The 23468-nt window shown below is 58.4% G+C and carries 23 protein-coding genes and 2 pseudogenes; 22 read left to right on the forward strand and 3 right to left on the reverse strand.

The genetic code is table 11. The annotated features are described in order from the left end of the window. Positions 1–19: 19 nt before the first annotated feature. On the reverse strand, positions 20–1474 hold the full coding sequence (gene gatA, locus BOW53_RS00545) for an Asp-tRNA(Asn)/Glu-tRNA(Gln) amidotransferase subunit GatA (protein WP_078485583.1): 1455 nt from the start codon (positions 1472–1474) through the stop codon (positions 20–22). 45 nt (positions 1475–1519) lie between these two features. After that, on the reverse strand, positions 1520–1807 hold the full coding sequence (gene gatC / locus BOW53_RS00550) for an Asp-tRNA(Asn)/Glu-tRNA(Gln) amidotransferase subunit GatC (protein ID WP_078485584.1): 288 nt from the start codon (positions 1805–1807) through the stop codon (positions 1520–1522). A gap of 225 nt (positions 1808–2032) precedes the next feature. Between gatC and BOW53_RS00555 the strand changes: the two genes are divergently transcribed. From BOW53_RS00555 to BOW53_RS00615, 13 genes are all read left to right on the forward strand, one after another. Then, positions 2033–3085: a rod shape-determining protein gene (locus BOW53_RS00555; protein ID WP_078485585.1), complete on the forward strand. Its 1053-nt coding sequence runs from the start codon at positions 2033–2035 to the stop codon at positions 3083–3085. 55 nt (positions 3086–3140) lie between these two features. Beyond that, the gene (gene mreC, locus BOW53_RS00560) at positions 3141–4025 is read left to right on the forward strand and encodes a rod shape-determining protein MreC (RefSeq protein ID WP_281254005.1); all 885 of its coding nucleotides are present in this window, start codon (positions 3141–3143) and stop codon (positions 4023–4025) included. Next, positions 4022–4510 (forward strand): rod shape-determining protein MreD, encoded by a 489-nt coding sequence (mreD, locus tag BOW53_RS00565; protein ID WP_078485587.1) that lies wholly within the window; start codon positions 4022–4024, stop codon positions 4508–4510. The genes mreC and mreD overlap by 4 nt, the downstream gene beginning before the upstream one ends. Positions 4511–4528: 18 nt before the next feature. Then, complete coding sequence (gene mrdA, locus BOW53_RS00570; protein WP_078485588.1) at positions 4529–6373, forward strand: penicillin-binding protein 2; 1845 nt, start codon at positions 4529–4531, stop codon at positions 6371–6373. Then, positions 6370–7509 carry a rod shape-determining protein RodA gene (gene rodA, locus BOW53_RS00575; RefSeq protein WP_078485589.1) on the forward strand — a complete coding sequence of 380 codons (1140 nt, stop codon included), beginning with the start codon at positions 6370–6372 and terminating at the stop codon, positions 7507–7509. Before mrdA ends, rodA begins: the two co-directional genes overlap by 4 nt. Positions 7510–7537: 28 nt before the next feature. Beyond that, positions 7538–8551, forward strand: coding sequence for a lytic murein transglycosylase B (gene mltB, locus BOW53_RS00580; RefSeq protein ID WP_078485590.1), 1014 nt, complete (start codon positions 7538–7540; stop codon positions 8549–8551). Then, a complete protein-coding gene (locus BOW53_RS00585; protein WP_078485591.1) occupies positions 8538–9365 on the forward strand; it encodes a septal ring lytic transglycosylase RlpA family protein in 828 nt (275 codons plus the stop codon). Before mltB ends, BOW53_RS00585 begins: the two co-directional genes overlap by 14 nt. 163 nt (positions 9366–9528) lie before the next feature. Beyond that, the gene (locus BOW53_RS00590; protein WP_078485592.1) at positions 9529–10686 is read left to right on the forward strand and encodes a D-alanyl-D-alanine carboxypeptidase family protein; all 1158 of its coding nucleotides are present in this window, start codon (positions 9529–9531) and stop codon (positions 10684–10686) included. Positions 10687–10697: 11 nt separating this feature from the next. Beyond that, positions 10698–11573, forward strand: coding sequence for a D-amino acid aminotransferase (locus BOW53_RS00595; RefSeq protein WP_245831903.1), 876 nt, complete (start codon positions 10698–10700; stop codon positions 11571–11573). An 18-nt stretch (positions 11574–11591) separates the two neighbouring features. Next, positions 11592–11861 (forward strand): YbeD family protein, encoded by a 270-nt coding sequence (locus BOW53_RS00600; protein WP_078485593.1) that lies wholly within the window; start codon positions 11592–11594, stop codon positions 11859–11861. Positions 11862–11899: 38 nt separating this feature from the next. Beyond that, positions 11900–12574 (forward strand): lipoyl(octanoyl) transferase LipB, encoded by a 675-nt coding sequence (gene lipB, locus BOW53_RS00605; RefSeq protein WP_078485594.1) that lies wholly within the window; start codon positions 11900–11902, stop codon positions 12572–12574. Then, a complete protein-coding gene (gene lipA / locus BOW53_RS00610) occupies positions 12571–13539 on the forward strand; it encodes a lipoyl synthase (protein ID WP_078485595.1) in 969 nt (322 codons plus the stop codon). Before lipB ends, lipA begins: the two co-directional genes overlap by 4 nt. A gap of 27 nt (positions 13540–13566) precedes the next feature. Beyond that, positions 13567–14337: a YdcF family protein gene (locus BOW53_RS00615; RefSeq protein ID WP_078485596.1), complete on the forward strand. Its 771-nt coding sequence runs from the start codon at positions 13567–13569 to the stop codon at positions 14335–14337. 16 nt (positions 14338–14353) lie between these two features. On the opposite strand, the gene BOW53_RS00620 is transcribed toward BOW53_RS00615, so the two are convergent. After that, entirely contained in the window at positions 14354–14809 is a 456-nt protein-coding gene (locus tag BOW53_RS00620) for an FxsA family protein (RefSeq protein ID WP_078485597.1), read from the reverse strand. Positions 14810–14950: 141 nt separating this feature from the next. On the opposite strand from BOW53_RS00620, the gene cutA reads away from it, so the two are divergent. The 9 genes and pseudogenes from cutA to BOW53_RS00660 all read left to right on the forward strand — a co-directional run bounded on the left by cutA (position 14951) and on the right by BOW53_RS00660 (position 23240). Further along, positions 14951–15277 (forward strand): divalent-cation tolerance protein CutA, encoded by a 327-nt coding sequence (gene cutA, locus BOW53_RS00625; RefSeq protein WP_078485598.1) that lies wholly within the window; start codon positions 14951–14953, stop codon positions 15275–15277. Then, entirely contained in the window at positions 15259–17538 is a 2280-nt protein-coding gene (gene dsbD / locus BOW53_RS00630; protein WP_078485599.1) for a protein-disulfide reductase DsbD, read from the forward strand. Before cutA ends, dsbD begins: the two co-directional genes overlap by 19 nt. Then, the gene (locus BOW53_RS00635; RefSeq protein WP_078485600.1) at positions 17535–18074 is read left to right on the forward strand and encodes a TlpA family protein disulfide reductase; all 540 of its coding nucleotides are present in this window, start codon (positions 17535–17537) and stop codon (positions 18072–18074) included. The genes dsbD and BOW53_RS00635 overlap by 4 nt, the downstream gene beginning before the upstream one ends. 205 nt (positions 18075–18279) lie before the next feature. Then, positions 18280–18720 carry a type II 3-dehydroquinate dehydratase gene (gene aroQ / locus BOW53_RS00640; RefSeq protein WP_078485601.1) on the forward strand — a complete coding sequence of 147 codons (441 nt, stop codon included), beginning with the start codon at positions 18280–18282 and terminating at the stop codon, positions 18718–18720. A 24-nt stretch (positions 18721–18744) separates the two neighbouring features. Next, the gene (gene accB / locus BOW53_RS00645) at positions 18745–19197 is read left to right on the forward strand and encodes an acetyl-CoA carboxylase biotin carboxyl carrier protein (RefSeq protein ID WP_078485602.1); all 453 of its coding nucleotides are present in this window, start codon (positions 18745–18747) and stop codon (positions 19195–19197) included. Between the two features lie 15 nt (positions 19198–19212). Beyond that, a complete protein-coding gene (accC, locus tag BOW53_RS00650) occupies positions 19213–20553 on the forward strand; it encodes an acetyl-CoA carboxylase biotin carboxylase subunit (RefSeq protein WP_078485603.1) in 1341 nt (446 codons plus the stop codon). A gap of 60 nt (positions 20554–20613) precedes the next feature. Continuing rightward, a pseudogene (gene prmA, locus BOW53_RS00655) lies at positions 20614–21498 on the forward strand (50S ribosomal protein L11 methyltransferase). 23 nt (positions 21499–21521) lie between these two features. Then, positions 21522–21620 (forward strand): annotated as a pseudogene (locus BOW53_RS13765) (MJ0042-type zinc finger domain-containing protein); the annotation flags it as partial. A 93-nt stretch (positions 21621–21713) separates the two neighbouring features. Then, on the forward strand, positions 21714–23240 hold the full coding sequence (locus tag BOW53_RS00660; protein WP_245831905.1) for a DUF3426 domain-containing protein: 1527 nt from the start codon (positions 21714–21716) through the stop codon (positions 23238–23240). The last annotated feature ends 228 nt before the right edge of the window (positions 23241–23468 follow it).

Below are 23468 nucleotides of genomic sequence, written 5' to 3' on the forward strand. Positions count from 1 at the left end.
TTCCTATAAAAAACGCCCGTTACTCGTAATCGGCCGGAAAAGTCTGGTGCCAGCTGGTGGCCTGCTGGTAGCGATGAGCCACGTTCAACAGCTTGGCCTCCTGGAAGTAGTTGCCGATGATCTGCAGCCCCACCGGCTTGCCTGCAACCGGTTCCACCGGAATGGACATGCCGGGCAAACCCGCCAAGTTGACGGCGATGGTGTAGATGTCCGACAGGTACATGCTCACCGGATCGTCCGCCTTCTCGCCCAGGCCGAAGGCCGTGCTCGGCGCGGTGGGCCCCATGATCACATCCACCTGCTCGAAGGCCTTGGCGAAATCATCGGATACCAGGTGCCGGATCTGCTGGGCTTTCAGGTAATAGGCGTCGTAATAACCGGCCGAGAGCGCATAGGTGCCGATCATGATGCGCCGTTTGACCTCGGCGCCGAAACCCTCGGCCCTGGAGCACTTGTAGAGATCCTCGAGATCACCGGGCGCATCGCAACGGTGGCCATAGCGCACACCATCGAAACGGGCCAGGTTCGAGGAGCACTCTGCCGGCGCCACCACGTAGTAGGCCGGTACGGCCAGGCCGGTGTTGGGAAGGCTTATCTCGACTACCTCGGCACCCAGTTGTCTGTACTCATTGATGGCAGCCTCTACGGATGCTGCAACACCGGAATCCAATCCCTCGTCGAAATACTCCTTGGGCAAACCGATTATCAGACCCTGCAGATCATCGTTGAGCGATGCGGCGTAGTCTGGCACAGGCTCCTGGGCACTGGTGGAGTCACGCTGATCGAAACCGGCCATCACCTGCAGCATGGCGGCAGCATCCTCGGCGCTGCGGGTCATCGGCCCACTCTGGTCAAGGGAAGAGGCGAAGGCGATCATGCCATAGCGGGAGACCCGGCCGTAGGTGGGCTTGAGCCCGGCAATACCGCACAACGCTGCGGGCTGGCGAATGGAGCCGCCGGTATCTGTCCCGGTAGCTGCCACGCAGAGTCCCGACGCCACAGCAGCCGCGGAACCGCCAGAGGAACCGCCGGGAACGCTCTGCCTGTCCCAGGGGTTGCGCACCGGGCCGAAAAAACTGGTCTCGTTGGATGAGCCCATGGCGAACTCGTCCATGTTGGTCTTGCCCAACAGCACCGCACCAGCCTCCTTGAAACGGCTCACCACCGTCGCGTCGTAGGGAGCAATGAAATTATCGAGCATACGGGACCCACAGGTGGTCTTGATGCCGTTGGTGCAGAAAATGTCCTTATGGGCGATGGGAACGCCGGTCAGGGCAGTTCCGTTACCCGCCCGGATACGGGCGTCCGCCGCCTCGGCGGCTTCCATTGCAGCCTGCTCCGAAACCGTGACATAGGCGTTCAATTCACCGTTATGTGCCTTGATCCGCTCCAGATAAGCTTTTGTCAATTCAACACTGGAGAACTCCCCGGCACCCAGGCCGGCGGACAGCTGCGCAATACTTTTGCTATACATGCAACAAACTCTTCAAAGAAAAGGTTAAAACCGCTGATCAGCGAATTATTCGATTACCTTGGGAACCAGGTAGAGGCCGTCTTCCGTCAGGGGCGCTACGGACTGGAAGTGGTCCCGCTGGTCCACCTCGGTCACCGCATCCTCGCGCAACCGCTGAACCATGTGCAGGGGATGGGCCATGGGCACTACGCCATCGGTATCCACCGCGTTCATCTGCTCTACCAGGTCGAGAATATTTGAGAGATCACTGGCCATTGAGTCCAGCTCATCCTCGCTCACCGCCAGCCGGGCCAGGTGAGCGATCTTTTCCACATCGGTTCTTTCCAGAGACATTATTGCCCTCGACTCAGGGAAAAAAGGGTAAAGTTATCATATTTGGCCATTGGGTTGCAGTTAAAAAGACAGGACCGGCGCGATGAATTGCGCATTTTGGTAAAATTTGACCTTGCCCCAACCCCATGTGATTGCTAGATTACGCTTTTTACAGGCCCAAACCGTCATCAGAAACGGCTCCCGGTCTTTTTCACGACTCAGGCCCCACAGAGAAGCAAGCTTAATATGTTGTTCAGACGCATACGCGGACTATTTTCCAACGATCTGTCGATCGACCTCGGCACCGCAAATACACTCATTTATGCCAGAGGCCAGGGAATCGTGCTCGACGAGCCGTCCGTGGTCGCCATCCGGCACGACCGCGGACCGGGCGGTGGCAAATCCGTTGCAGCGGTTGGCGACGAAGCCAAGCAGATGCTTGGGCGCACCCCCAACAACATCACCGCCATCCGCCCGATGAAAGAGGGCGTGATCGCCGACTTCACCGTCACCGAGAAGATGCTTCAGCACTTCATCCACAAGGTCCACGAGAGCAGGATGATCCGCCCCAGCCCGCGGGTGCTGGTCTGCGTCCCCTGCGGCTCCACCCAGGTTGAGCGGCGCGCCATCAAGGAATCCGCTGCAGGCGCCGGCGCCCGGGAGGTCTACCTCATCGACGAGCCCATGTCAGCAGCCATCGGCGCCGGCCTGCCGGTAGATGAGGCCAGGGGCTCCATGGTCCTGGACATCGGCGGCGGCACCTCCGAGGTCGCCATCATCTCCCTCAACGGCATCGTCTACGCAAACTCCGTGCGTGTCGGCGGTGACCGCTTCGATGAAGCCATTGTCAATTACGTGCGCCGCAACTACGGCACACTGATCGGTGAAGCCTCTGCCGAGCGGGTCAAGAAAGAGATCGGCTCCGCCTTCCCGGGCAACGAAGTGAAGGAGATGGAGGTCAAGGGCCGTAACCTGGCAGAAGGCATCCCCCGCAGCTTCACCCTCAACAGCAACGAGATACTGGAAGCACTCCAGGAGCCTCTCTCAGGCATCGTTGGCGCAGTCAAAGCGGCTCTCGAGCAGACACCGCCGGAACTGGGCGCCGACGTGGCGGAGCGTGGCATCGTGCTGACCGGTGGTGGCGCACTGCTGCGCGACATCGATCGCCTGCTCGAAGAGGAGACCGGCCTGCCGGTACTGATCGCGGAAGATCCGCTGACCTGCGTAGCACGCGGCGGCGGCCGCGCCCTGGAGATGCTGGACGAGCGCGGCGGCGAACTGCTGTTCGCACTGGAGTAGCTGCTTCCGGCGACACCGCAACCTGTTTTGCTAAGGCTGAGCATCCATCAAACCGATCTTCACACAGGGACCGTCCGTCACCACCCGCGTTGTCATCGCGGTCATGGTGTCGCTCGCCCTGATGGTTGTCGATCACCGCTATCACCACCTTGAAACGGTAAGGTCCGCGCTCTCGGTCGCCACCTACCCGCTGCACTTCATTGCCGACCTGCCGGTTTCTGCAACCAACTGGGTAACGGAAGTCTTCGCTACACGCAATCATCTGGAGAGCGAAAACCAGCGGCTGCACAAGGAGAACCTCCATTTCAGGGCACGCCAGCAGAAATTCGCCGCCCTCGAAGAAGAGAACATGCGGCTGCGCAACCTGCTCGAGTCCTCGTTCAAAGTGGGCGAACGGATCCTGATTGCCGAACTCATCGCCGTCGACCTCGACCCCTACCGGCAGCAGGTACTGATCAACAAGGGCAATACCTCCGGCGCCTACAAGGGACAACCGGTACTGGATGCCGATGCGGTCATGGGCCAGGTGGTCCATGTCAACCGCTACAACTCCACCGTACTGATGATCACCGACGCCAGCCACGCCCTTCCGGTTCAGGTCAACCGGAACGGTCTGCGCACCATTGCCATGGGCACCGGCCGAATCAACGAGCTTGAACTGCCCCACCTGCCCAACAACGCAGACATCGAGGTCGGCGACCTGCTGGTCACTTCAGGCCTGGGTGGACGCTTTCCGCCGGGATACCCCGTTGCCGAGGTCGTCTCGGTGGAGCGGGAACCCCAGCAGCCCTTTGCCGTCATCAAGGCACAGCCCAGCGCGCACCTGGACCGCACCCGGGAAGCCCTCCTGGTCTGGACACTGACACCACCCGAAGCGCGCAGCGAGATTGCCAACGCCAACCCAGACGATCCAGATACAACCCAGGGAGCGGAACAATGACCCTGGCACCGAAACGCGGCGGCATTGTCATTGCACTGACCATCCTAGTTGCCCTGCTGCTGACCATTCTGCCCCTGCCTGAATGGGCTCAGCCCTTCCGCCCCCAGTGGCACACCCTGGTACTGATTTACTGGACCCTGGCCCTACCCCAACGGGTCGGCGTCGCCATAGGATGGATGATCGGCCTTTCCATCGACGTGATGACTGGCACACTGCTGGGCCAGCATGCACTCTCCCTATCACTGATCGCCTTTCTTACTTACAAGATGCATCAGCGTGTTCGCCTGTTTCCTCTCTGGCAGCAATCGCTGACCGTGCTGGTACTGCTGCTGCTCGAAAAGCTGCTCTCACTTTGGGTGATGGGTGTTGCGGACCGCCCTACACCACCCCTGCTCTACTGGGCGCCGCCACTGGTGGGGATGTTTCTTTGGCCGTGGGTCTATATCATTCTTCGTGACCTGCGCAGGAAATTCCAGGTCAGTTGATGTAGGCCGCTTTAGACAATGCCACAAATCACACTGAAGGACTATTTACGTGAAAGCCGGCTGTTCCAGCACCGGGCGATCACCGCCGCCGCCGCAGTGATCCTGCTTCTTGGCTTCCTCATGCTGCGCCTGGTGGATCTACAGATCATCGACCACACCCACTTCACTACGCTCTCTAGGGACAACCGGGTAAAGGTACAGCCTATCCCGCCTACCCGCGGACTGATCTATGACCGTAACGGCATCATCCTGGCCCAGAACCTCCCTGCACACAGTCTTGAGATCACACCTGAACAGGTAAAGGACCTGGACAAAACCATTGAGTCGCTCTCACAGATCATTCACATCAGCGAGAAGGACCTGAAGCGTTTTCAGCGTCTGCGCAAACAGCGCCGCCGTTTCGACAGCATACCCATCAGGGTACGCCTTGAAGAGGACGAAGTTGCCCGGTTCGCCATCAACCGCCACCGCTTCCCGGGCGTGGACATCAATGCCAAGTTGCTGCGCGACTACCCGATGAGCTATGAAACAGCCCATGTTCTTGGCTACGTGGGACGGATCAACGAGAGTGAACTTCAGATCATCGACACCTCGAACTACTCCGGCACCTCCCATATCGGCAAGACCGGTATCGAGAAGACCTACGAGGACGACCTGCACGGACAGGTCGGTCTGCGCCAGGTGGAGGTCAACGCCCTCGGACGGGTAATCCGCACACTGGAGAGCACCCCACCCATGCCGGGGAAAGATCTCTATCTCTCCCTCGATGCCGAACTCCAGCAAGTGGCGATGGGGGCATTCGGCGAGGAGAACGGCGCAGCCGTGGCCATTGATCCGCAAACTGGCGACATCCTGGCACTGGCCAGCAAGCCTGGATTCGACCCCAACCTGTTCGTGGAGGGTATCAGCCCGAGTGATTACAAGGACCTGCAGTCCTCAGAGCACAAACCGCTGTTCAACCGGGCACTGCGCGGGCAGTACCCCCCCGGCTCCACGGTAAAACCCTTCATCGGCCTGGCAGGACTTGAAACCGGCACCGTGAACTTCACCCAGAAAAAATACTGCCCCGGCTTTTACCAGCTACCCAATCACAGCCACAAGTACCGCGACTGGAAAAAGACCGGCCATGGACCGATAAACCTGAGCGACGCCGTCACCCAGTCATGCGACGTCTACTTCTACGACCTCGCACACCAGATGGGCATAGACAAACTTCACGGCTTCCTGAAACTGTTCGGTTTCGGCAGCAAAACCCAAATCGACATCACCGGCGAACTGGGCGGCCTGCTGCCATCACGGGAGTGGAAAAAAAGGGCTCGCCGAACCTCCTGGTATCCCGGCGAGACGCTGATCATGGGTATCGGACAGGGCTATTTCCTCACCACGCCACTGCAGTTGGCAAGCGCCACGGCAACCCTGGCCACCCGTGGTCTGAAGAACCGCCCAAAGGTGGTGAGCGCCATAAAGGAGAATGGCTCGGAGACCCCGACACGGCTCCCAGCCTGGCCGGCTGAGACGCTGCCCCACGAATCGGACCACAACTGGGATGACATCATCCACTCCATGACCCAGGTGATCGAGGGACTGAGGGGCACTGCCAAGCGGATTCGCACTCCCGAGTACCGCATTGCGGGCAAGACCGGCACTGCACAGGTCTTCACTGTAAAACAGGAAGAGGAGTACGATGAGGAGAAGATCGCCAAAAAGATGCGGGACCACGCCCTCTTCGTCGCCTTCGCACCGGTAGAGAATCCCCGGATTGCGGTTGCAGTGATCGTGGAGAACGGCGGCCATGGCGGATCGGTTGCCGCGCCCATTGCTCGCCGCATCATGGATAAATATCTCACAGAGGAGCCGATGTGAACCGCGCATTCCAACCCAGCGGCCTCCGTGAGTCCAATCCGACCAAGGCTGAAGGCCTGCTGGCAGATCTTCACCTCGACCTGCCACTGCTGACCGGCCTGGTACTACTGTGCGGACTGGGGGTGATTGTGCTCTACAGTGCCAGCGGCCAGGACATGGCTCAGGTCCAGCGCCAGGCCATTCGCCTGGCACTGGCATTCGGCGTCATGGTAGTGATGGCCCAAATCCCGACCAGCGTATTACGCCGCTGGTCACCCTGGCTGTTCGGCATCGGTATCCTGCTGCTGATTGCAGTCCTGGCCGTGGGCCAGGTAGGGAAAGGCGCCCAGCGCTGGCTGGACCTCGGCTTCTTCCGCTTCCAGCCCTCGGAACTGCTCAAGCTGGCGGTACCCATGATGATCGCCTGGTTCCTGGCCGAGAAGTCGCTGCCACCCAAGTGGAAGCGCCTTGCCACCGCCGGATTCCTGATCCTTGTGCCGGTGCTGCTGATCGCCAAGCAACCGGATCTTGGCACCTCCCTGCTGGTGGCAAGTGCCGGCATTTTCGTTCTCTTCCTGGCAGGTCTGAGCTGGCGTTTTATTGGCGGTATGATCCTGACCGCAATCCCGGCAGCCTGGGCACTCTGGCAATGGGGCATGCATGAGTACCAGCGCAACCGGGTACTCACCTTTCTCGACCCGGAGCGCGATCCCCTGGGCACCGGATACCACATCATTCAATCGAAGATCGCCATCGGCTCGGGTGGCCTCTACGGCAAGGGCTGGCTCAACGGCACCCAATCCCACCTGGAGTTTCTTCCTGAGAGGACCACCGACTTTATCTTTGCGGTCATCGCCGAAGAGTTCGGGTTCACCGGCATTGCCACCCTGCTCCTGCTCTACATCTTCATCATTCTCAGGGGGCTCTATATCGCCAGCCAGGCCCAGGACACCTACAGCCGACTCCTTGGCGGGGCACTAACCCTGGTGTTTTTTGTCTATCTTTTCGTTAACACCGGCATGGTGAGCGGTATCCTGCCGGTGGTGGGTGTGCCACTGCCCCTGATCAGCTATGGGGGTACATCCCTAGTGACCATCATGGCCGGGTTCGGTATCCTGATGTCCATACATACGCACCGCAAACTGCTACCGACCTGAGGGAGATACCGGAAGGCCTGTAAACAAAATGCGGAGAACCATCGCACTATTTTCAATACTGCTTGCAGGCTCTTGCCACTGGGCCACGGCCAACGCTGCACCGCCTCCGGACTTTCAGTCGCAAATCCTTGCATTCGCCAAGGAGACGAGCAAAAAGCATAAATTCGATCCTGCAGAGCTCACCGCGCTGCTGAAGAAGGCACGGTATCGGCAGAGCATCATCGATGCCATCACCCGGCCGGCAGAGGCCAAGCCCTGGCACAAGTACAGACCCATTTTCGTCACCGACAGCCGCGCCAGGGAGGGAGTCCGCTTCTGCCGGGAGAACCAGGCGCTGCTGGAACAAGCTGAAGCTCGCTATGGCGTACCGGCAGAGACCATCGTAGCGATCATCGGTGTCGAGACACGGTATGGCCGCCACGCAGGCAAGTACCCGGTGATCGATGCCCTTGCCACCCTCTCCTTCGGCTACCCCAGGCGCAGTGCCTTTTTCAAACGCCAACTCGAGGAGTTCCTGCTGCTAGCAAGAGAGGAGGAGGTCGACGCACTGTCCCTGAAAGGCTCCTACGCAGGCGCCATGGGTAAACCCCAGTTCATCCCGAGCAGCTACCGCGCCTACGCCGTTGATTTCGATAACGACGGCAAGCGGGACATCTGGTCGAACAACGCCGACGCCATCGGCAGTGTAGCCGCCTATTTCAAGCGCCACGGCTGGACCAAGGATGCGCCGGTCACCGTGAAAGCGGAAGGAGCAGGCAAGGACCACAGCAAGTACGTCAAGGCGGGCATGAAGCCCAGCATCCGCCTCTCTGAACTGAGCGCAGCCGGCATTACCGTTCCTGCAGAACTGAAGCAGGATTCACTCAGTAGCCTGGTCCGCCTGAGAGTCAAGAACGGCAACGAGTACTGGCTCGGCCTTCCCAACTTCTATGTCATTACCCGCTACAATCACAGCAACCTCTACGCGATGGCGGTCTATCAACTGAGCCGGAAAATAGTAGAACTGCGCAAAGCCGGAGAGCAGCACGTTGATAACTCCTGATCGTAACCGCCTCTTCATTGTACTTGCCGTGCTTCTGCTGGCAGGCTGTTCGGTTCGCCCGCCCTCCATTCCGGGCCTTCCTGAAACCACCGACAGCGCACCGAGCCGCAAGCTGGACCCAAGCACCATTGCCGATGCCACCCCGCGGTATGAACCGCGCAGCAGGTACGGCAACCCTGACACCTACGTGGTCTTCGGCAAGCGTTATTACGTCATGGACAGCAGCAAGGGATACGTGGAACGGGGCGTGGCCTCCTGGTACGGCACCAAGTTTCACGGCCGCCGGACCAGCAGCGGCGAGCCATACAACATGTACGCCATGACCGCGGCGCACAAAAGCCTCCCCCTGCCGACCTATGTTCAGGTCACCAATCTGCGCAATGGCCGCAGCACCGTGGTCAAGGTGAATGATCGCGGACCATTCCACGACAACCGCATCATCGACCTCTCCTATGCCGCAGCTACCAAGCTGGGCATCCTGGGACAAGGAACAGGCCTGGTGGAGGTCCGGGCACTGGAACCGGGCCAGTCTGCACCAAAGCGGCGTTATGCCGCCCCTGAACCCTCCCTGCCCTCAAAGCCGGGGATATTCGTCCAGGTCGGCGCCTTCTCCAGCCAATACAACGCCGATCGCCTGCGTGAGCGGCTGACTGACGAGCTCAACCGCAGCATTCGCATCCAGCGCACAGAGCGACAGGGACAACAACTTTACCGGGTACAGGTGGGACCATTGACAGGCGTCGAGCAGGCGGATGCTCTTACAATCAGGCTGACGCAACTGGGCCTGGGAGAATCCCGTATCATCATCGATTAGTTATTGACCCGGCGACCAAATAGGTGACCGGGTTAATAAAGGCGGGAATACCTCCATACCACCCGTAACACAGTCGGGTTAAAATATCGCCACGAGCCGGCGAACCCAGCGGTGCGTCCGTTGTCTCTATTCAGGATTTCAGCTAACCGGAAACAGGATCATCATGCTAGCAGTGTTTGCCTCACTCTTCAGAAACACGGTTTTCTCAGTACTTCTGCTTGGCGCGTTCAGTGCAATAACCCTTGCCGCACTGCCGGTTCCTGCCCCCCCGAAAGTCGCAGCCTCCGGCCACCTGCTGCTGGATTACGACAGCGGCACCATCCTGGCCGAGAACAATGCGGACGAACGCCTCGAGCCGGCCAGCCTGACCAAGATCATGACTGCCTACGCGGTTCTGCGTGAGCTCAAGGAGGGCAATATCAAGCTGGACGAGAAGGTCATGATCAGCAAAAAGGCTTGGCGTGCTCCCGGCTCACGCATGTTCATCGAGGTGGGGAAACAGATATCCGTGGAACTGCTGCTCAAGGGCATGATCATCCAATCCGGCAATGACGCCAGCATCGCCCTGGCGGAGCACGTCGCGGGCAGCGAAGAGACCTTCGCCAACCTGATGAACCAGCATGCCCGGCGCCTTGGCATGACAAATACCAACTTCGTCAACAGTACCGGCCTGCCTGCCGAAGACCACTACACCACGGCCCGCGACATGGCCATCGTTTCTGCCGCGACCATCAGGGAGTTCCCGGATTTCTACGGTTGGTATGCCGTCAGAGAGTTCACTTTCAACGACATCAAGCAGCACAACCGCAACAAGCTGCTGTGGCGGGACGACTCGGTGGACGGGGTTAAAACCGGCCACACCGAAGCGGCCGGCTACTGCCTTGTCGCATCTGCCAAGCGCAACGGCATGCGCCTGATATCGGTAGTGATGGGCACTTCCAGCGAAAATGCCCGGGCCAAGGAGAGCCAGGCACTGCTCAACTACGGCTTCCGTTTCTTCGAGACCCACCGGCTCTATGGTGCGGGTGAAGCACTGACCAATGTGCGGGTCTGGAAGGGGGCGTCGGAACAGCTCCGTCTCGGCCTGAAAGAGGACCTTGTTGTCACCATACCCAGGCGCCAATACAAGAACCTGAAACCCAGCATGAGCATCCCACCGAAGATCATTGCCCCCCTGCAGAAGGGCCAGGAAATCGGCTCCGTCAAGGTCATGCTCGGCGATAAGACGATTTCTGAGAATCCACTGGTGGCACTTGAAACGATTGAAGAGGGCGGCATCTGGCGAACCATCAAGGACAGCGCCCTGCTGATGTTCGAGTGAGGACCCCTGCATTGACCGAGCAGAACAGCGTATTTCTGAACGGGGAGTTCCTGCCCCGTGAGCAGGCGCAAATATCCGTAATGGACCGCGGCTTCCTGTTCGGCGACGGCGTCTATGAAGTAATCCCCTGTTACAGCGGCAAGCTGTTCAGGCTCGAGCACCATCTCAACCGGCTCAACGACAGCCTGCTGGCCATCCACATGGAGAACCCACACACCCGTGGAGAGTGGCGCGAGATCCTGGAGGAACTCGTAGCCAGGCGACCCGGAGAGGACCAGGCCGTCTACCTCCAGGTCACCCGAGGGGCAGCGGAGAAACGCGACCACCTGATCCCCGAGCAGGCGACCCCCACGGTGTTCGCCATGAGCAACCCCATTGCACCGGTAAACCCCGAACTGGCTGAAAAGGGGATCTCTGCAATCACCCTGCAGGACATCCGCTGGCACCGCTGCAACATCAAGGCGATTACCCTGCTGGCCAATGTGCTGCTACGGGAAGAGGCAGGTGACAATGACGCCAGCGAGGCGATCCTGCTGCGTGACGGTTTTGCCATCGAGGGCACCGCCAGCAACCTGTTCATCGTCTCGGGCGGCATCATTCGAACGCCCCCCAAGAGCGAACGACTGCTGCCGGGCATCACCAGGGACCTGGTGCTTGAACTGGCTTCCACCGAGAAGATCCCTTTCCTCGAAGAGGATATCAGTGAACGGGCCCTCCTGGAGGCGGACGAGGTCTGGATCACCAGCTCCACCCGCGAGATCGTACCGGTGGTGGAATTGAACGGAAAAAAGGTTGGAAACGGCCAACCCGGCCCCATGTTCAGGACCATGCACGGCATCTATGCCGACTACAAACAGCAAAGAGAGCGCGGCGCAGCTGAAAGCTGATCCCAAACGACTGAGTCAATGAGCGAAGAGAAAGAGACACTCCTGGAATTCCCATGCCAGTTTTCCGTAAAGGCAATGGGATACGCCACCCCGGACTTCGATGCCCTGGTTGCCGAGATCGTGGGCCGTCATGTGCCCAACCTGGGTAAAGGGGCAGTCAAGAGCCGGGCCAGTAACGGCGGCAAATACCTGTCAGTGACGGTCACCTTCGAGGCCACCAGCAAGCAACAGCTCAACAATATCTACCAGGCCCTGACCGACCACGACAAGGTCCTCATGAGCCTCTAGGACAACTGCAGTCCGAGGCCGGCACTCCAGCCCGACAAATGGCCACCCCGACAAAAAACCACAAAATCCACCTTCGCCAACTGGGACAACAGGATTACGCCCCTGTGTGGGACCAGATGCGAGCGTTCACCGATGGCCGGGACAGGGATACCAAGGATGAGATCTGGCTGGTTGAGCACACCCCGGTCTATACCCTGGGGCAGGCCGGCAAACCGGAGCATCTGCTCAACCCCGGAGAGATCCCCGTAATCAAGACCGACCGCGGGGGGCAGGTGACCTATCACGGCCCCGGGCAATTGGTCTGCTATGTCCTGCTCGATCTCCGCCGGGCCAACCTGGGTGTCAGGCAACTGGTCAGCCTGATCGAACAGAGCATAGTCGACCTCCTGGCAGGCTACGGCATCGATGCCGAGACAAGACCCGACGCACCCGGCGTCTATATCAATGGCAGCAAGATCGCCTCTCTCGGCCTGCGCGTGCGCCGCGGCTGCAGTTTCCACGGTTTGAGCTTCAACGTCGACATGGACCTGGAGCCCTTTTCAAGAATCAATCCCTGCGGCTTTCCGGGGCTGCAGGTAACCCAGCTCGCAGAGCTGGGAGGCCCCACGGACATGGAAACGGTTGCCGCCGACCTGGTCGGCCACATCAGTCGCAGGCTCGGCTACACTCTCATGAACGACACCACCCCGGCACAACACTTGGCACGACAATGAGCAAAGCAGACGACGTCAACGCACCATCAAGAAGCACACCCGAAACCCACCAGCGCGGCGAGCAGAAGGTTTCACGCATTCCGATGAAGGTGGAACCCACCCTAGAGATGCCCCGCAAACCCAGCTGGATTCGAGTCAAGGTGCCTCAGGGTCAGAAAATATCCCGCATCAAGCGCATCCTGAGAGAGACAAAACTCAGTTCGGTCTGCGAAGAGGCAGCCTGCCCCAACCTGGGCGAGTGCTTCAACCACGAAACCGCCACCTTCATGATCATGGGGGACATCTGCACTCGCCGCTGCCCCTTCTGCGACGTGGCCCACGGTAAACCAAAACCCCTGGACCCGGAAGAACCCCGCAACCTGGCAGCCGCCGTGAAGGAGATGGGGCTCAAATACGTGGTCATCACCTCGGTGGATCGTGACGACCTGCGCGATGGCGGAGCAGCTCACTACGCCGACTGTATCCGCGAAATACGGAACACCACTCCTGACACCCGGATCGAAATACTGGTACCGGACTTCCGGGGTCGCATGGATATTGCTCTCGACCAATTCACAGAGATCCAACCCGACGTCTTCAACCACAACATGGAGACGGTCCCCGCCCTCTACCGCAAGGCGAGGCCAGGCGCGGACTATGAGGGTTCGCTGCAACTGCTCAAGCGCTTCAAGCAGCCGCATCCCGAGGTACAGACCAAGTCAGGACTGATGCTGGGCCTTGGGGAATCAATGGAGGAGGTAAAGCAGGTCATGACCGACCTCAGAGAACACGACTGCAACATGCTCACCCTGGGCCAATACCTGCAACCCAGCCGTGAGCACCTGCCGGTGGCACGTTTCGTGACCCCCGAGGAGTTTGATCAGTTGCGGGAGCTTGGAGAGGCGATGGGATTCTCCAACGTCGCCAGCGGCCCCATGGTCCGCTCATCCTACCATGCAGACCTGCAGGCAAATCCGCTACTATAATTAACCCGGCAACCCAAGGACAAAGCTATGAACCAGGAAGCAATATGGTTTCTTAAAAGCCTCATCATTCCGCCAGGGGGACTGGTCATCCTGGGGCTCCTGGGCCTGATGCTGAGCCGGCGCTTTTTCGGCAAACTATTACTGCTCGTAACCCTGGCTTCGCTCTATTTGCTCAGCACACCTTTCATCTCACGCCAATTGATCAGCAGTATTGAAACCGTGCCACCCATCAACCTGGCACGGCTGGCGAACCACCAGCCCCAGGCCATCGTGGTGCTGGGGGGCGGAAGACACACCGGCGCCCCCGAATACGGTAGCAAAGACACCGTAAACAGCAACCTGCTGGAACGCCTGCGTTATGCCGCCTGGCTCTCCCGGGACACCGGGCTCCCGATTATCCCCAGTGGAGGCAGTGGCCTTGACGAGGGTGAGCCCGAAGCTGATATGTCCAGGCGGATCCTGGAGAAAGAGTTCGGCCGCAAGGTACTCGCAGTAGAGAACAAGAGCCGCACCACGCAGGAGAATGCACAGCTGACCAAAGCACTCCTGGACAAGCTGATGATAAAGCAAGTTTTGCTGGTCACCCACGCCTGGCACATGCCCAGGGCCCTGGAGGTGTTCGAACAGGCTGGCATTCAGGCTATCCCCGCACCTACCGGCTTCAACCGGCGGGCCATGTTCGAACCAACCCTCAAGGATTGGCGCCCTGAAGCAGTCAGCCTGGGACGGAGTTCAACCGCAATTCATGAGCGCCTGGGAAAGATCTGGTATCAGCTGAAGGACTGGACTGATATCTAGGGTCTATTGACAGACCTTATTTTTCATCCCGCTTGAACTCACCCTCGATAACCCGACCACTCCGGGCCGGCTGGTCATCCTGTTGCTGGCCTCCACCGTGAACGGGCTGGATGATCTGTGAGCGTTTCAGCACCCATAGGATCAGGCCGCGACGGGCCTGGGGAATCAAGCAGACGAAGCCGAAGGCATCGGTAAAAAAGCCCGGCAGCAACAGCAGAATGCCGCACACCAGCAACATCACGCCCTCCATCATCTCCACCGCGGGCACCTCGCCCCGCTCCATGGCATCGCGCACACGCAGGGCAGTGGTAAACCCCTGCATTCTGACCAGAAAACCACCAAGCACTGCAGTAAATATTGTAAAAAAGATGGTCGGAAGCGCCCCTATCTCTGAACCGACCTCTATCAGAAAATAGAGCTCGAAAAGGGGAATCCCGACGAATAACAACAAGAATATTAATAACGAATTCATAGCCTGATGCTTGGGTTTTAGGGGAGACAGTGTCAATAGGTTACCCCATTAATACCTGATTTTGGGACGAAATACGTGGAAATCAATAGCGCGCCCAAGAACAAATTGATCCTTGGCTGACAGTTCCTGTATCTTTGCCCGATGCCTGCAGATACACTTTTGATCTACTGCACCTGCCCTGACCTCAAGACTGCCGAAGAGATTGCCGGACAGCTTGTGGACGATGGTCTGGCCGCCTGCGTCAACCTGGTCCCAGGTATCGTCTCCATCTATCAGTGGCAGGGAGAGCGTGACCGCGCAGAGGAGAGCCTGCTTCTGATCAAGACAAGCCAACCACGCTATCGTGAACTAGAGAAGAAGATCGTCACCCTGCATCCTTATGAACTTCCCGAAATCATCGTTGTCCCTGTAGAACAGGGACTTCCAGGCTATCTCGACTGGGTAAAACAATGCACAACAGAAAAATGAACCCTCTAAAACTACTGTCAGGCCTGCTCCTGATCCTGATCGCCGGCCTCGCCATGGCCCAGGGCGACGATGACTACCTGCTGCCGGATGACGCCTTCAGGATCTCCGCTAAGAGCGATACACCCGATGCCATGCAAGTCACCTGGGACATCGCAGATGGCTACTACCTTTACCAGAAAAAGTTCAAATTCAGCACGGATGATCCAGGCTTTGAACTGGGGAGTCCGGTTTTCCCTCCTGCCACAATCAAGGACGACGAGTTCTTCGGCAAGGTAGAGATCTACCGCAAACGGGTAAGTATCCAGGTGCCGCTGATAAAGCGTCCAGCCAGTGCCACAACGCTCAACCTCACCACTAAATCCCAGGGCTGCGCTGATGCAGGTCTCTGCTACCCGCCCCACACCCAGAAAGTCGCCATAGCACTTCCTGCAGCCGCAGAAAAACCGCCAGTCTCTCCATTTGGTGCGCTTACTGCGCTAAACGAAGAGCTCGGCCTGGAAGATGAAGAGGACGAGATACTGCCCCCGGAAGCTGCCTTCATCTTCAACAGCGAAGTCGAAGACGGCAAAAACCTGAGACTGAACTGGAAGATCGCAAAGGGCACCTATCTCTACCAGGACAAGATCAAACTGCTGCTGACCAAGGCGGACGGGGTCAGCCTCGGCGAATATACCTTGCCCAAGGCCGACATCAAGAAGGATGCCATCCGCCCAGACGGCACAACAGGCGACCTGCCGGTCTACCATGACGGGATCGACCTCGCCGTCACCCTGCTCAGAAGCAACATCGCAGCCACAGACATCACACTCCAGATCAAATACCAGGGTTGCGCCGAGGCCAGTGTCTGCTACCCGCCCATCACCCAAACCAATGTTCTGAACCTGCCAGGCATCAGTTCCGCTGAAGCAGCACCTGAAGCGACAAAGCCCGCCGCTGAAGAACCGGTATCAGAGCAGGACCAGATCGCCGCAACCATAAAGAGCGGCAACACCTGGCTTATCATCCTCACATTCTTCGGTTTCGGTCTGCTGCTTGCATTGACGCCCTGCGTATTCCCCATGATTCCAATCCTCTCCGGCATCATTGCAGGCCACGGCACCAACATTTCGGCGAAAAAGGGCTTCATTCTCTCCATGGTCTATGTGCAGGCCATGGCGCTGACCTACACCGTGGTCGGCATTATCGCCGGCCTGACCGGGGCCAACCTTCAGGCGGCATTCCAGGACCCCTGGATACTCTCCGCCTTCGCACTCGTATTTGTGCTGCTGGCACTCTCCATGTTCGGTTTCTACGACCTGCAACTGCCGAGCAAGTGGCAGAGCAAACTGACCGAGGTAAGCAACAAGCAGCAGGGAGGCAGCCTGAAAGGTGTCGCCATCATGGGCCTGCTCTCCGCGCTCATCGTGGGCCCCTGTGTGGCACCGCCCCTGTTTGGCGCACTGATCTACATCGGCCAAACAGAGGATGCCATGCTGGGCGGAGTAGCCCTATATGCCCTCTCCATGGGCATGGGCGCCCCGCTCCTGGCCATCGGCACTTCAGCAGGCAAGCTGCTGCCACGGGCCGGCGCATGGATGGACACCATCAAGGCGGTCTTCGGCGTTGGCCTGCTGGCCGTGGGCATCATTATGCTTGTGCGCATTGTGCCTCCGGCTGTAGCCATGATCCTGTGGGGCGTGCTACTCATAAGCAGTGCGGTCTACATGGGGGCTCTTCAACAACTGCCTGTTGAAGCATCGGGTTGGGATCGCCTCTGGAAGAGTCTAGGCGTGGTATTGCTGGTCTACGGCGCACTGATGCTGGTGGGCGCTGCCGCAGGCGGCAAGGACACGGTACAGCCCTTGCGCGGCCTGGGCTTCGCATCAGCAGGAGGAACTGCAGGTGAAGCCCAGCACCTTGCATTCAAACGCATCAAATCCGTCGATGACCTGAACCGGGAACTGGCGGCTGCCAGCAAGGCGGGCAAACCCGTAATGCTGGACTTCTACGCCGACTGGTGTGTCTCCTGCAAGGAGATGGAGCGCTACACATTTTCTGATCCCAAGGTCATCGATGCCCTGGGTGACTTCGTTTTACTGCAGGCAGATGTGACTGCAAATGACGAAACCGACCAGGCATTGATGCAGGGACACTTCGGTCTTCCCGGCCCCCCAAGCATCATGTTCTACGGCACTGACGGCATCGAAAAGAAAAACTATCGCGTGGTAGGCTTCATACCCGCAGACGAGTTTGAAGCCCACGTCAGAAAGGCCATGAGATGAGCAGTAACCAATTATTACTCGGCGTAGTGCTGATCGGCGTTCTTGCCGCCGGCGCATGGTTCACCAACGAAGCGATACAGCAACCCGGCCCATCGAAAATACAACTTGCCGGTAAAGGGGTGAAAACCCTGCCGAAATTTGCCTTCACCGACCTTGAAGGAACCCTGCGCCAGCAGAGCGAGTGGAAGGATAAGGTGCTGGTAGTCAACTTCTGGGCCACCTGGTGCCCCCCCTGTAGGCAGGAAATGCCGATGTTCATCGAGATGCAGGAGAAGCACGCCGCCAAGGGGCTGCAGTTCGTGGGCATTGCCATAGACAGCCCGAACTTGGTTCAGGACTTCAATGATGTCTATGGCATCAACTTTCCGGTTCTGATCGCGGGCGCAGACGCCATCCAGCTATCCAACAGGCTGGGCAATCGTTTCGAATCCCTCCCTTTCACGGCCATTTTTGACCGGGAAGGCACAACCCGCTATGTCCACGCTGGCCTGATGACCGAAATTATCCTCGAAGAACAGCTAAAACCCCTTCTATAGCGCCATGCAAAGCAGTCGGGAAGCGTACAAGTTTCACGAAATTGACAGAAAAAGGCGCAAAATCTAGACAATTTCGCTGATTTCAGGCAAAATCCAAGCCCTGAACCCAATCACCGAGAAAGGCCTGGGCCAATGAGCGTATTACCCTTTTTCGGCTGGATAACAGCACCCCTGGACAGACCCATTCGGCTTGGAAAATAAAAAAATGGCGACCATCCTGGTACTCAACGGCCCCAATCTGAACCTACTGGGCAGCCGAGACCCCGAACATTACGGCAGCGACACCCTGCAGAGTATCCTGGAGCGGCTGGAAGCCCTGGCAGCGGACGCCGGTCATCAATTGGTTTTCACCCAGAGCAACGCAGAACATGAACTGGTCGATCGGGTTCACTCAGCCCAGGAAAACGGAACCGCTTTCATTATTATCAACCCCGCAGCGTTCACTCATACGAGCGTGGCGCTACGAGATGCACTGGCGGGCGTCAGGATCCCCTTTATCGAGGTACACCTGTCCAACGTTTATGCCCGCGAACCATTCAGGAAACACTCCTATTTTTCAGACATTGCCGAAGGCGTGATCAGCGGCCTTGGCGCCCAATGTTATGAATTGGCCCTGCAGGCCGCAGTGAAACGACTCAACGGCTAGCCACAGCACTAGAGACATAAAAACATGGATATCAGAAAAGTAAAAAAATTGATCGAGCTGATCGAAGAATCAGATGTTGCGGAGATCGAGATTCACGAAGGTGAAGAGTCCGTTCGCATCAGCCGTACCAGCTCCATCGTAACCACAGCTGTTGCCGCGACACCTGCCCCGGTCGCCGCACCCGCAGCTGCACCGGCAGCCGAGGCTGCGCCTGCAGCAGAACCACAAGCTGAAGAGATCAGTGGTCACAAGATCCTCTCTCCCATGGTCGGTACCTTCTACCAGGCGCCCTCACCCGGCGCAAAAGCCTTCGTTGAAGAGGGCCAGCAGGTCAGCGCCGGGGACACCCTGTGCATCATCGAGGCGATGAAGATCCTCAACCAGATCGAAAACGACAAGTCAGGTACTGTGAAAAAGATCCTGGTCGAAAACGGCCAACCGGTCGAGTACAACGAACCCCTGTTCGTCATCGAGTAAGGACGACAGCACGCCATGATTGAAAAAATCGTCATTGCCAACCGGGGTGAGATCGCCCTGCGCATCCTGCGCGCCTGCCGTGAACTCGGCATCAAGACTGTCGCCGTACACTCTGAGGCGGATCGTGACCTGAAGCATGTACGCCTTGCAGACGAATCGGTCTGCATTGGACCTGCGCCATCAGCGGACAGCTACCTGCAGATCCCATCCATTATCAGCGCTGCCGAAGTAACCGATGCCGTGGGTATCCATCCCGGTTACGGCTTTCTGTCAGAGAATGCCGACTTCGCAGAACGCGTGGAAGAGAGCGGCTTCACCTTCATCGGCCCAAAGTCGGACACCATTCGCCTCATGGGCGACAAAATCACCGCCATCGAAGCCATGAAGGCTGCCGGCGTACCCTGTGTACCCGGCTCCGACGGTCCCCTCGACGAAGACAATGAGCGCACCATAAAGCTGGCCCGCGAAATCGGCTACCCGGTAATCGTCAAGGCTGCCGGTGGTGGTGGCGGTCGTGGCATGCGCGTGGTCAACTCCGAAGCCGCATTGCTCAACGCAATATCCCTGACCAAGGCAGAAGCCGGCGCAGCTTTTGGCAACGATACCGTTTACATGGAGAAGTTCCTGGAGAACCCGCGCCACGTTGAGTTCCAGGTACTGGCTGACACACACGGCAACGCCATTCACCTGGGCGAACGTGACTGCTCCATGCAGCGCCGCCACCAGAAGGTGGTGGAAGAGGCCCCGGCGCCCGGCATCACTGAAGAGCTCCGCAGCAAGATCGGCGAACGTTGCGCCGAAGCCTGCAGGCAGATCGGCTACCGTGGCGCAGGCACCTTCGAGTTCCTGTACGAGAACGGCGAGTTCTACTTCATCGAGATGAACACCCGCGTGCAGGTTGAGCACCCGGTCACCGAGATGATCACCGGTGTCGACATCGTCAAGGAGCAACTGCGTATCGCCTCCGGCATGGAACTCTCCTACAAGCAGGAAGACATTGAGATTCGCGGACACGCCATAGAATGCCGCATCAACGCGGAAGACCCGACCAACTTCATGCCCAGCCCCGGCGATATCAAGCACCTGCACATACCGGGAGGCCCAGGCATCCGTGTCGACACCCACATCTATTCGGGTTACCGGGTTCCACCCCACTACGACTCCATGATCGGCAAGCTCGTCGCCCATGGTGAAACCCGTGACGCAGCCCTCGCCAGAATGCGCACCGCGCTCAGCGAGGCGATCATCGACGGCATCAAGACCAACATCCCACTGCACCAGCAGATCATGAAAGACGCTGCCTTCATCGCCGGCGGCGCAAACATCCACTACCTGGAAAAGATGCTGGGAATCTGATCCATACTCCAAACACCCGCCCCAGGCCTTCCTGCCTGGGGCGGTCCCATAGGACGAGCTATGCCCTGGCTACAAGCCCATCTCATCACCGGCAAGGAGAACGCCCCCCTCATCGAACTGCTGTTCGATAACCTGGGCGCACTCTCGGTCACCCTGGGCGACGCTGCCGACGAGCCCCTGCTGGAACCGAAACCGGGGGAATCACCGCTTTGGCAGCAGACACGGGTGACCGGACTGTTCAGTGGCGACACCGACTCTGACAACCTGCGAACCGCGATCAACCAGGCACTCAACGATGATGTGAGCCAGGGGTTGCGACTGGAGACACTCAAGGACCAGGAGTGGGAACGGGCCTGGCTGGATGCATTTCACCCCATGCGCTTTGGGGACAGGTTGTGGATCTGTCCCAATGGACAACTGCCCGATGACCGGGAGGCGATAGTCGTCGAACTGGATCCGGGACTGGCCTTTGGAACAGGCACCCACCCAACCACTGCACTCTGTCTCAAGTGACTGGACAAGCAACCGCTACAAGAGGCCACCGTTATCGACTTCGGTTGCGGCTCCGGCATCCTGGCGGTTGCCGCCCTGCGCCTCGGTGCCCGGAAGGCCATCGCGATTGATCATGACCCCCAAGCCCTGGAAGCCACTCGCGCCAACGCCGAGAAGAACGGCGTACTGGATGAACTCGAGATCTACAGCAACACAGAGGCCCCCGAGCTGAAGGCAGACATACTGTTGGCCAATATTCTGGCAGGCGCATTGATCTCTCTCGAACCCATATTGGCAGACCACCTCAAGCCCTGCGGCAGGCTTGCACTATCGGGTATACTCGCAGAGCAGGCTGCAGATGTGAGCGCAGCCTACAGCACACACTTCCAGCTCAACCCGCCGGAACAGCTCAAGGATTGGGTTCTGCTGGAAGGCGTTAGAAAAGAAAACTAGGAAACGCCTGATACCTTTACGCCGTGCATACACAATGCCCACACTGCCAAACGGTTTTCAGAATCAGCGCTGAGCAGTTGCGCGCTGCAAATGGACAGGCGCACTGCTGTCATTGCGACAACGTCTTCAATGCCCTTGGTAACCTGAGGGATAGCGGTGCAACGTTATCCCACCCAACGAAAGACGACGCCCCCCTCCCTCTCCCACACAGAGACGTGACCGACAGCCTTTCGCGGCTGCTGGAGGAGCTGCAAACCGACAGCTTCGCACCCCATGACGAGGTGGCTGTAAATTCGCCTCCAACGCCAGACACGGACACCACCCCGCACGCTCAACCCCTGAATGGCGATGAGCCAACTGCCGAGACACCCACCGTGTTCAGTGGCTACCTTGCTGAGCTTGGCGATGAAGAGAGTGAAGAGACGGGATCGACAAGGGACCAGGAGCCACGCTTCGACGCTTTCACACTGTACGACCAGGATGAACACCTCGCCATCCCATCCCTGGACAGCGAACAGGAGAACACCACCGATTCCCCCGGCCACTCCCAATTGAGTTTTCACATTCTGGAGGACGGCCAGGAATCCGCTGAACCCTCGGCAGAGCAGCTACCATGGGCCAGCGAGTGGAACCAGGAGTGTGAAACAGCCCCGGAAGAAGAGCCTGATGACGGCTTCACCAGCATCTATTCCGGACTTGATGCCGATAGCGAGGAGATCGATGCCGCTTACCTCGAGCAAGAGGATCAAGCGACGTTTGATGAGCCGGAGAAAAACCTCGAACAGGAACCTGACGCCTCCCCTCAGTTTGCAGTGGAAGAGGCAGCGCCCCCCCCTGCGGACGAACCCCAGGAGACGGACGCCCTCTATTCAGGGCAACAGGGCGAAACCGTTTCAGAAGAAGAGAATCTCTACGGCGAACCTGACTCCACCCACCCGCAGTTTGCCCTGGAAGAGGCCGCCACCTCCTCAATGGTCGAGTTACCGGAACCCGAGCCCCCATATTCAGAACCCCATGACGAGGCCTCACCGGAAGAAGAAGAGGGCTTCTACGACGAACCCGACACCATCCCCTCCCACTTCGCACTGAATGAGACCGAGATGACCTCTTCAGGCGATACAGAAGAACCGGACACTGCTGCACTGCCTGAAGCGATCGAAGAAGCGGAGCAGACGCTGCCATTCTCTGTTCCCGACAACCTGCCGGATATCGAACCCAGCGAATCCAGCCCTCCGGATCTGGACGAACTTGTAGCCGTAAAGCGCAAACGCAATAAAGGAACTGTCGGCTGGGCAGCGGTGATCATACTGCTCGTACTGGTCGCACAATTCCAGCTTGCCTGGTTCGGACGTGAGCACCTCGCAAGCTACCCTGGCATGCTTAACGTTGTTGAGCAGTTTTGTGATTTTGCAGGATGCGAATTGAAACCCAAGCACGAACCTGGGAAATTCAAGGTCATCAGCCGGATGATGGCGAGCCATCCGCAGCAGGAAAACGCATTGATACTGCTCATGAACTTCACCAACCAGGCCCGCCACCCCCAACCATACCCCCGTCTTCAACTCAGCCTCTATGACATCAACGAAAACCTGACGGCGCGACGCCTCTTCTCACCGGACGAATACATGGGCCGCAAAATCGACCGGTCGGAGGTCATCGCCGCTGGAGGCAACGTGAGTATCGAGCTACCCCTGGAGGATCCGGGCAGCAGCGTAACCGGATTTCAGTTCGATTTTTTCTAGGGTCTGATGACAGGCCCTGACACGCCTACCGGACAAATCGAAGTTGGCAGGTACTTCACGTCCATTCGAGATCATTTATCGACAGATATTAACAACTAAAAGAAATCACCTGGAAGTTTTTCCCACTTAATGGAAAGGCGCCCAGGAATAACACTCCCCTACATTTCCCTCATCTATGAAATCAGGGCTTGCCTGCTCCCGGTTTCGGCGTAAAATATTCCGCCCTTC

It is taken from the genome of Solemya velesiana gill symbiont (assembly GCF_002020805.1).
In the GTDB taxonomy this organism is placed as follows: Bacteria; Pseudomonadota; Gammaproteobacteria; order Chromatiales; family Chromatiaceae; genus Sedimenticola_A.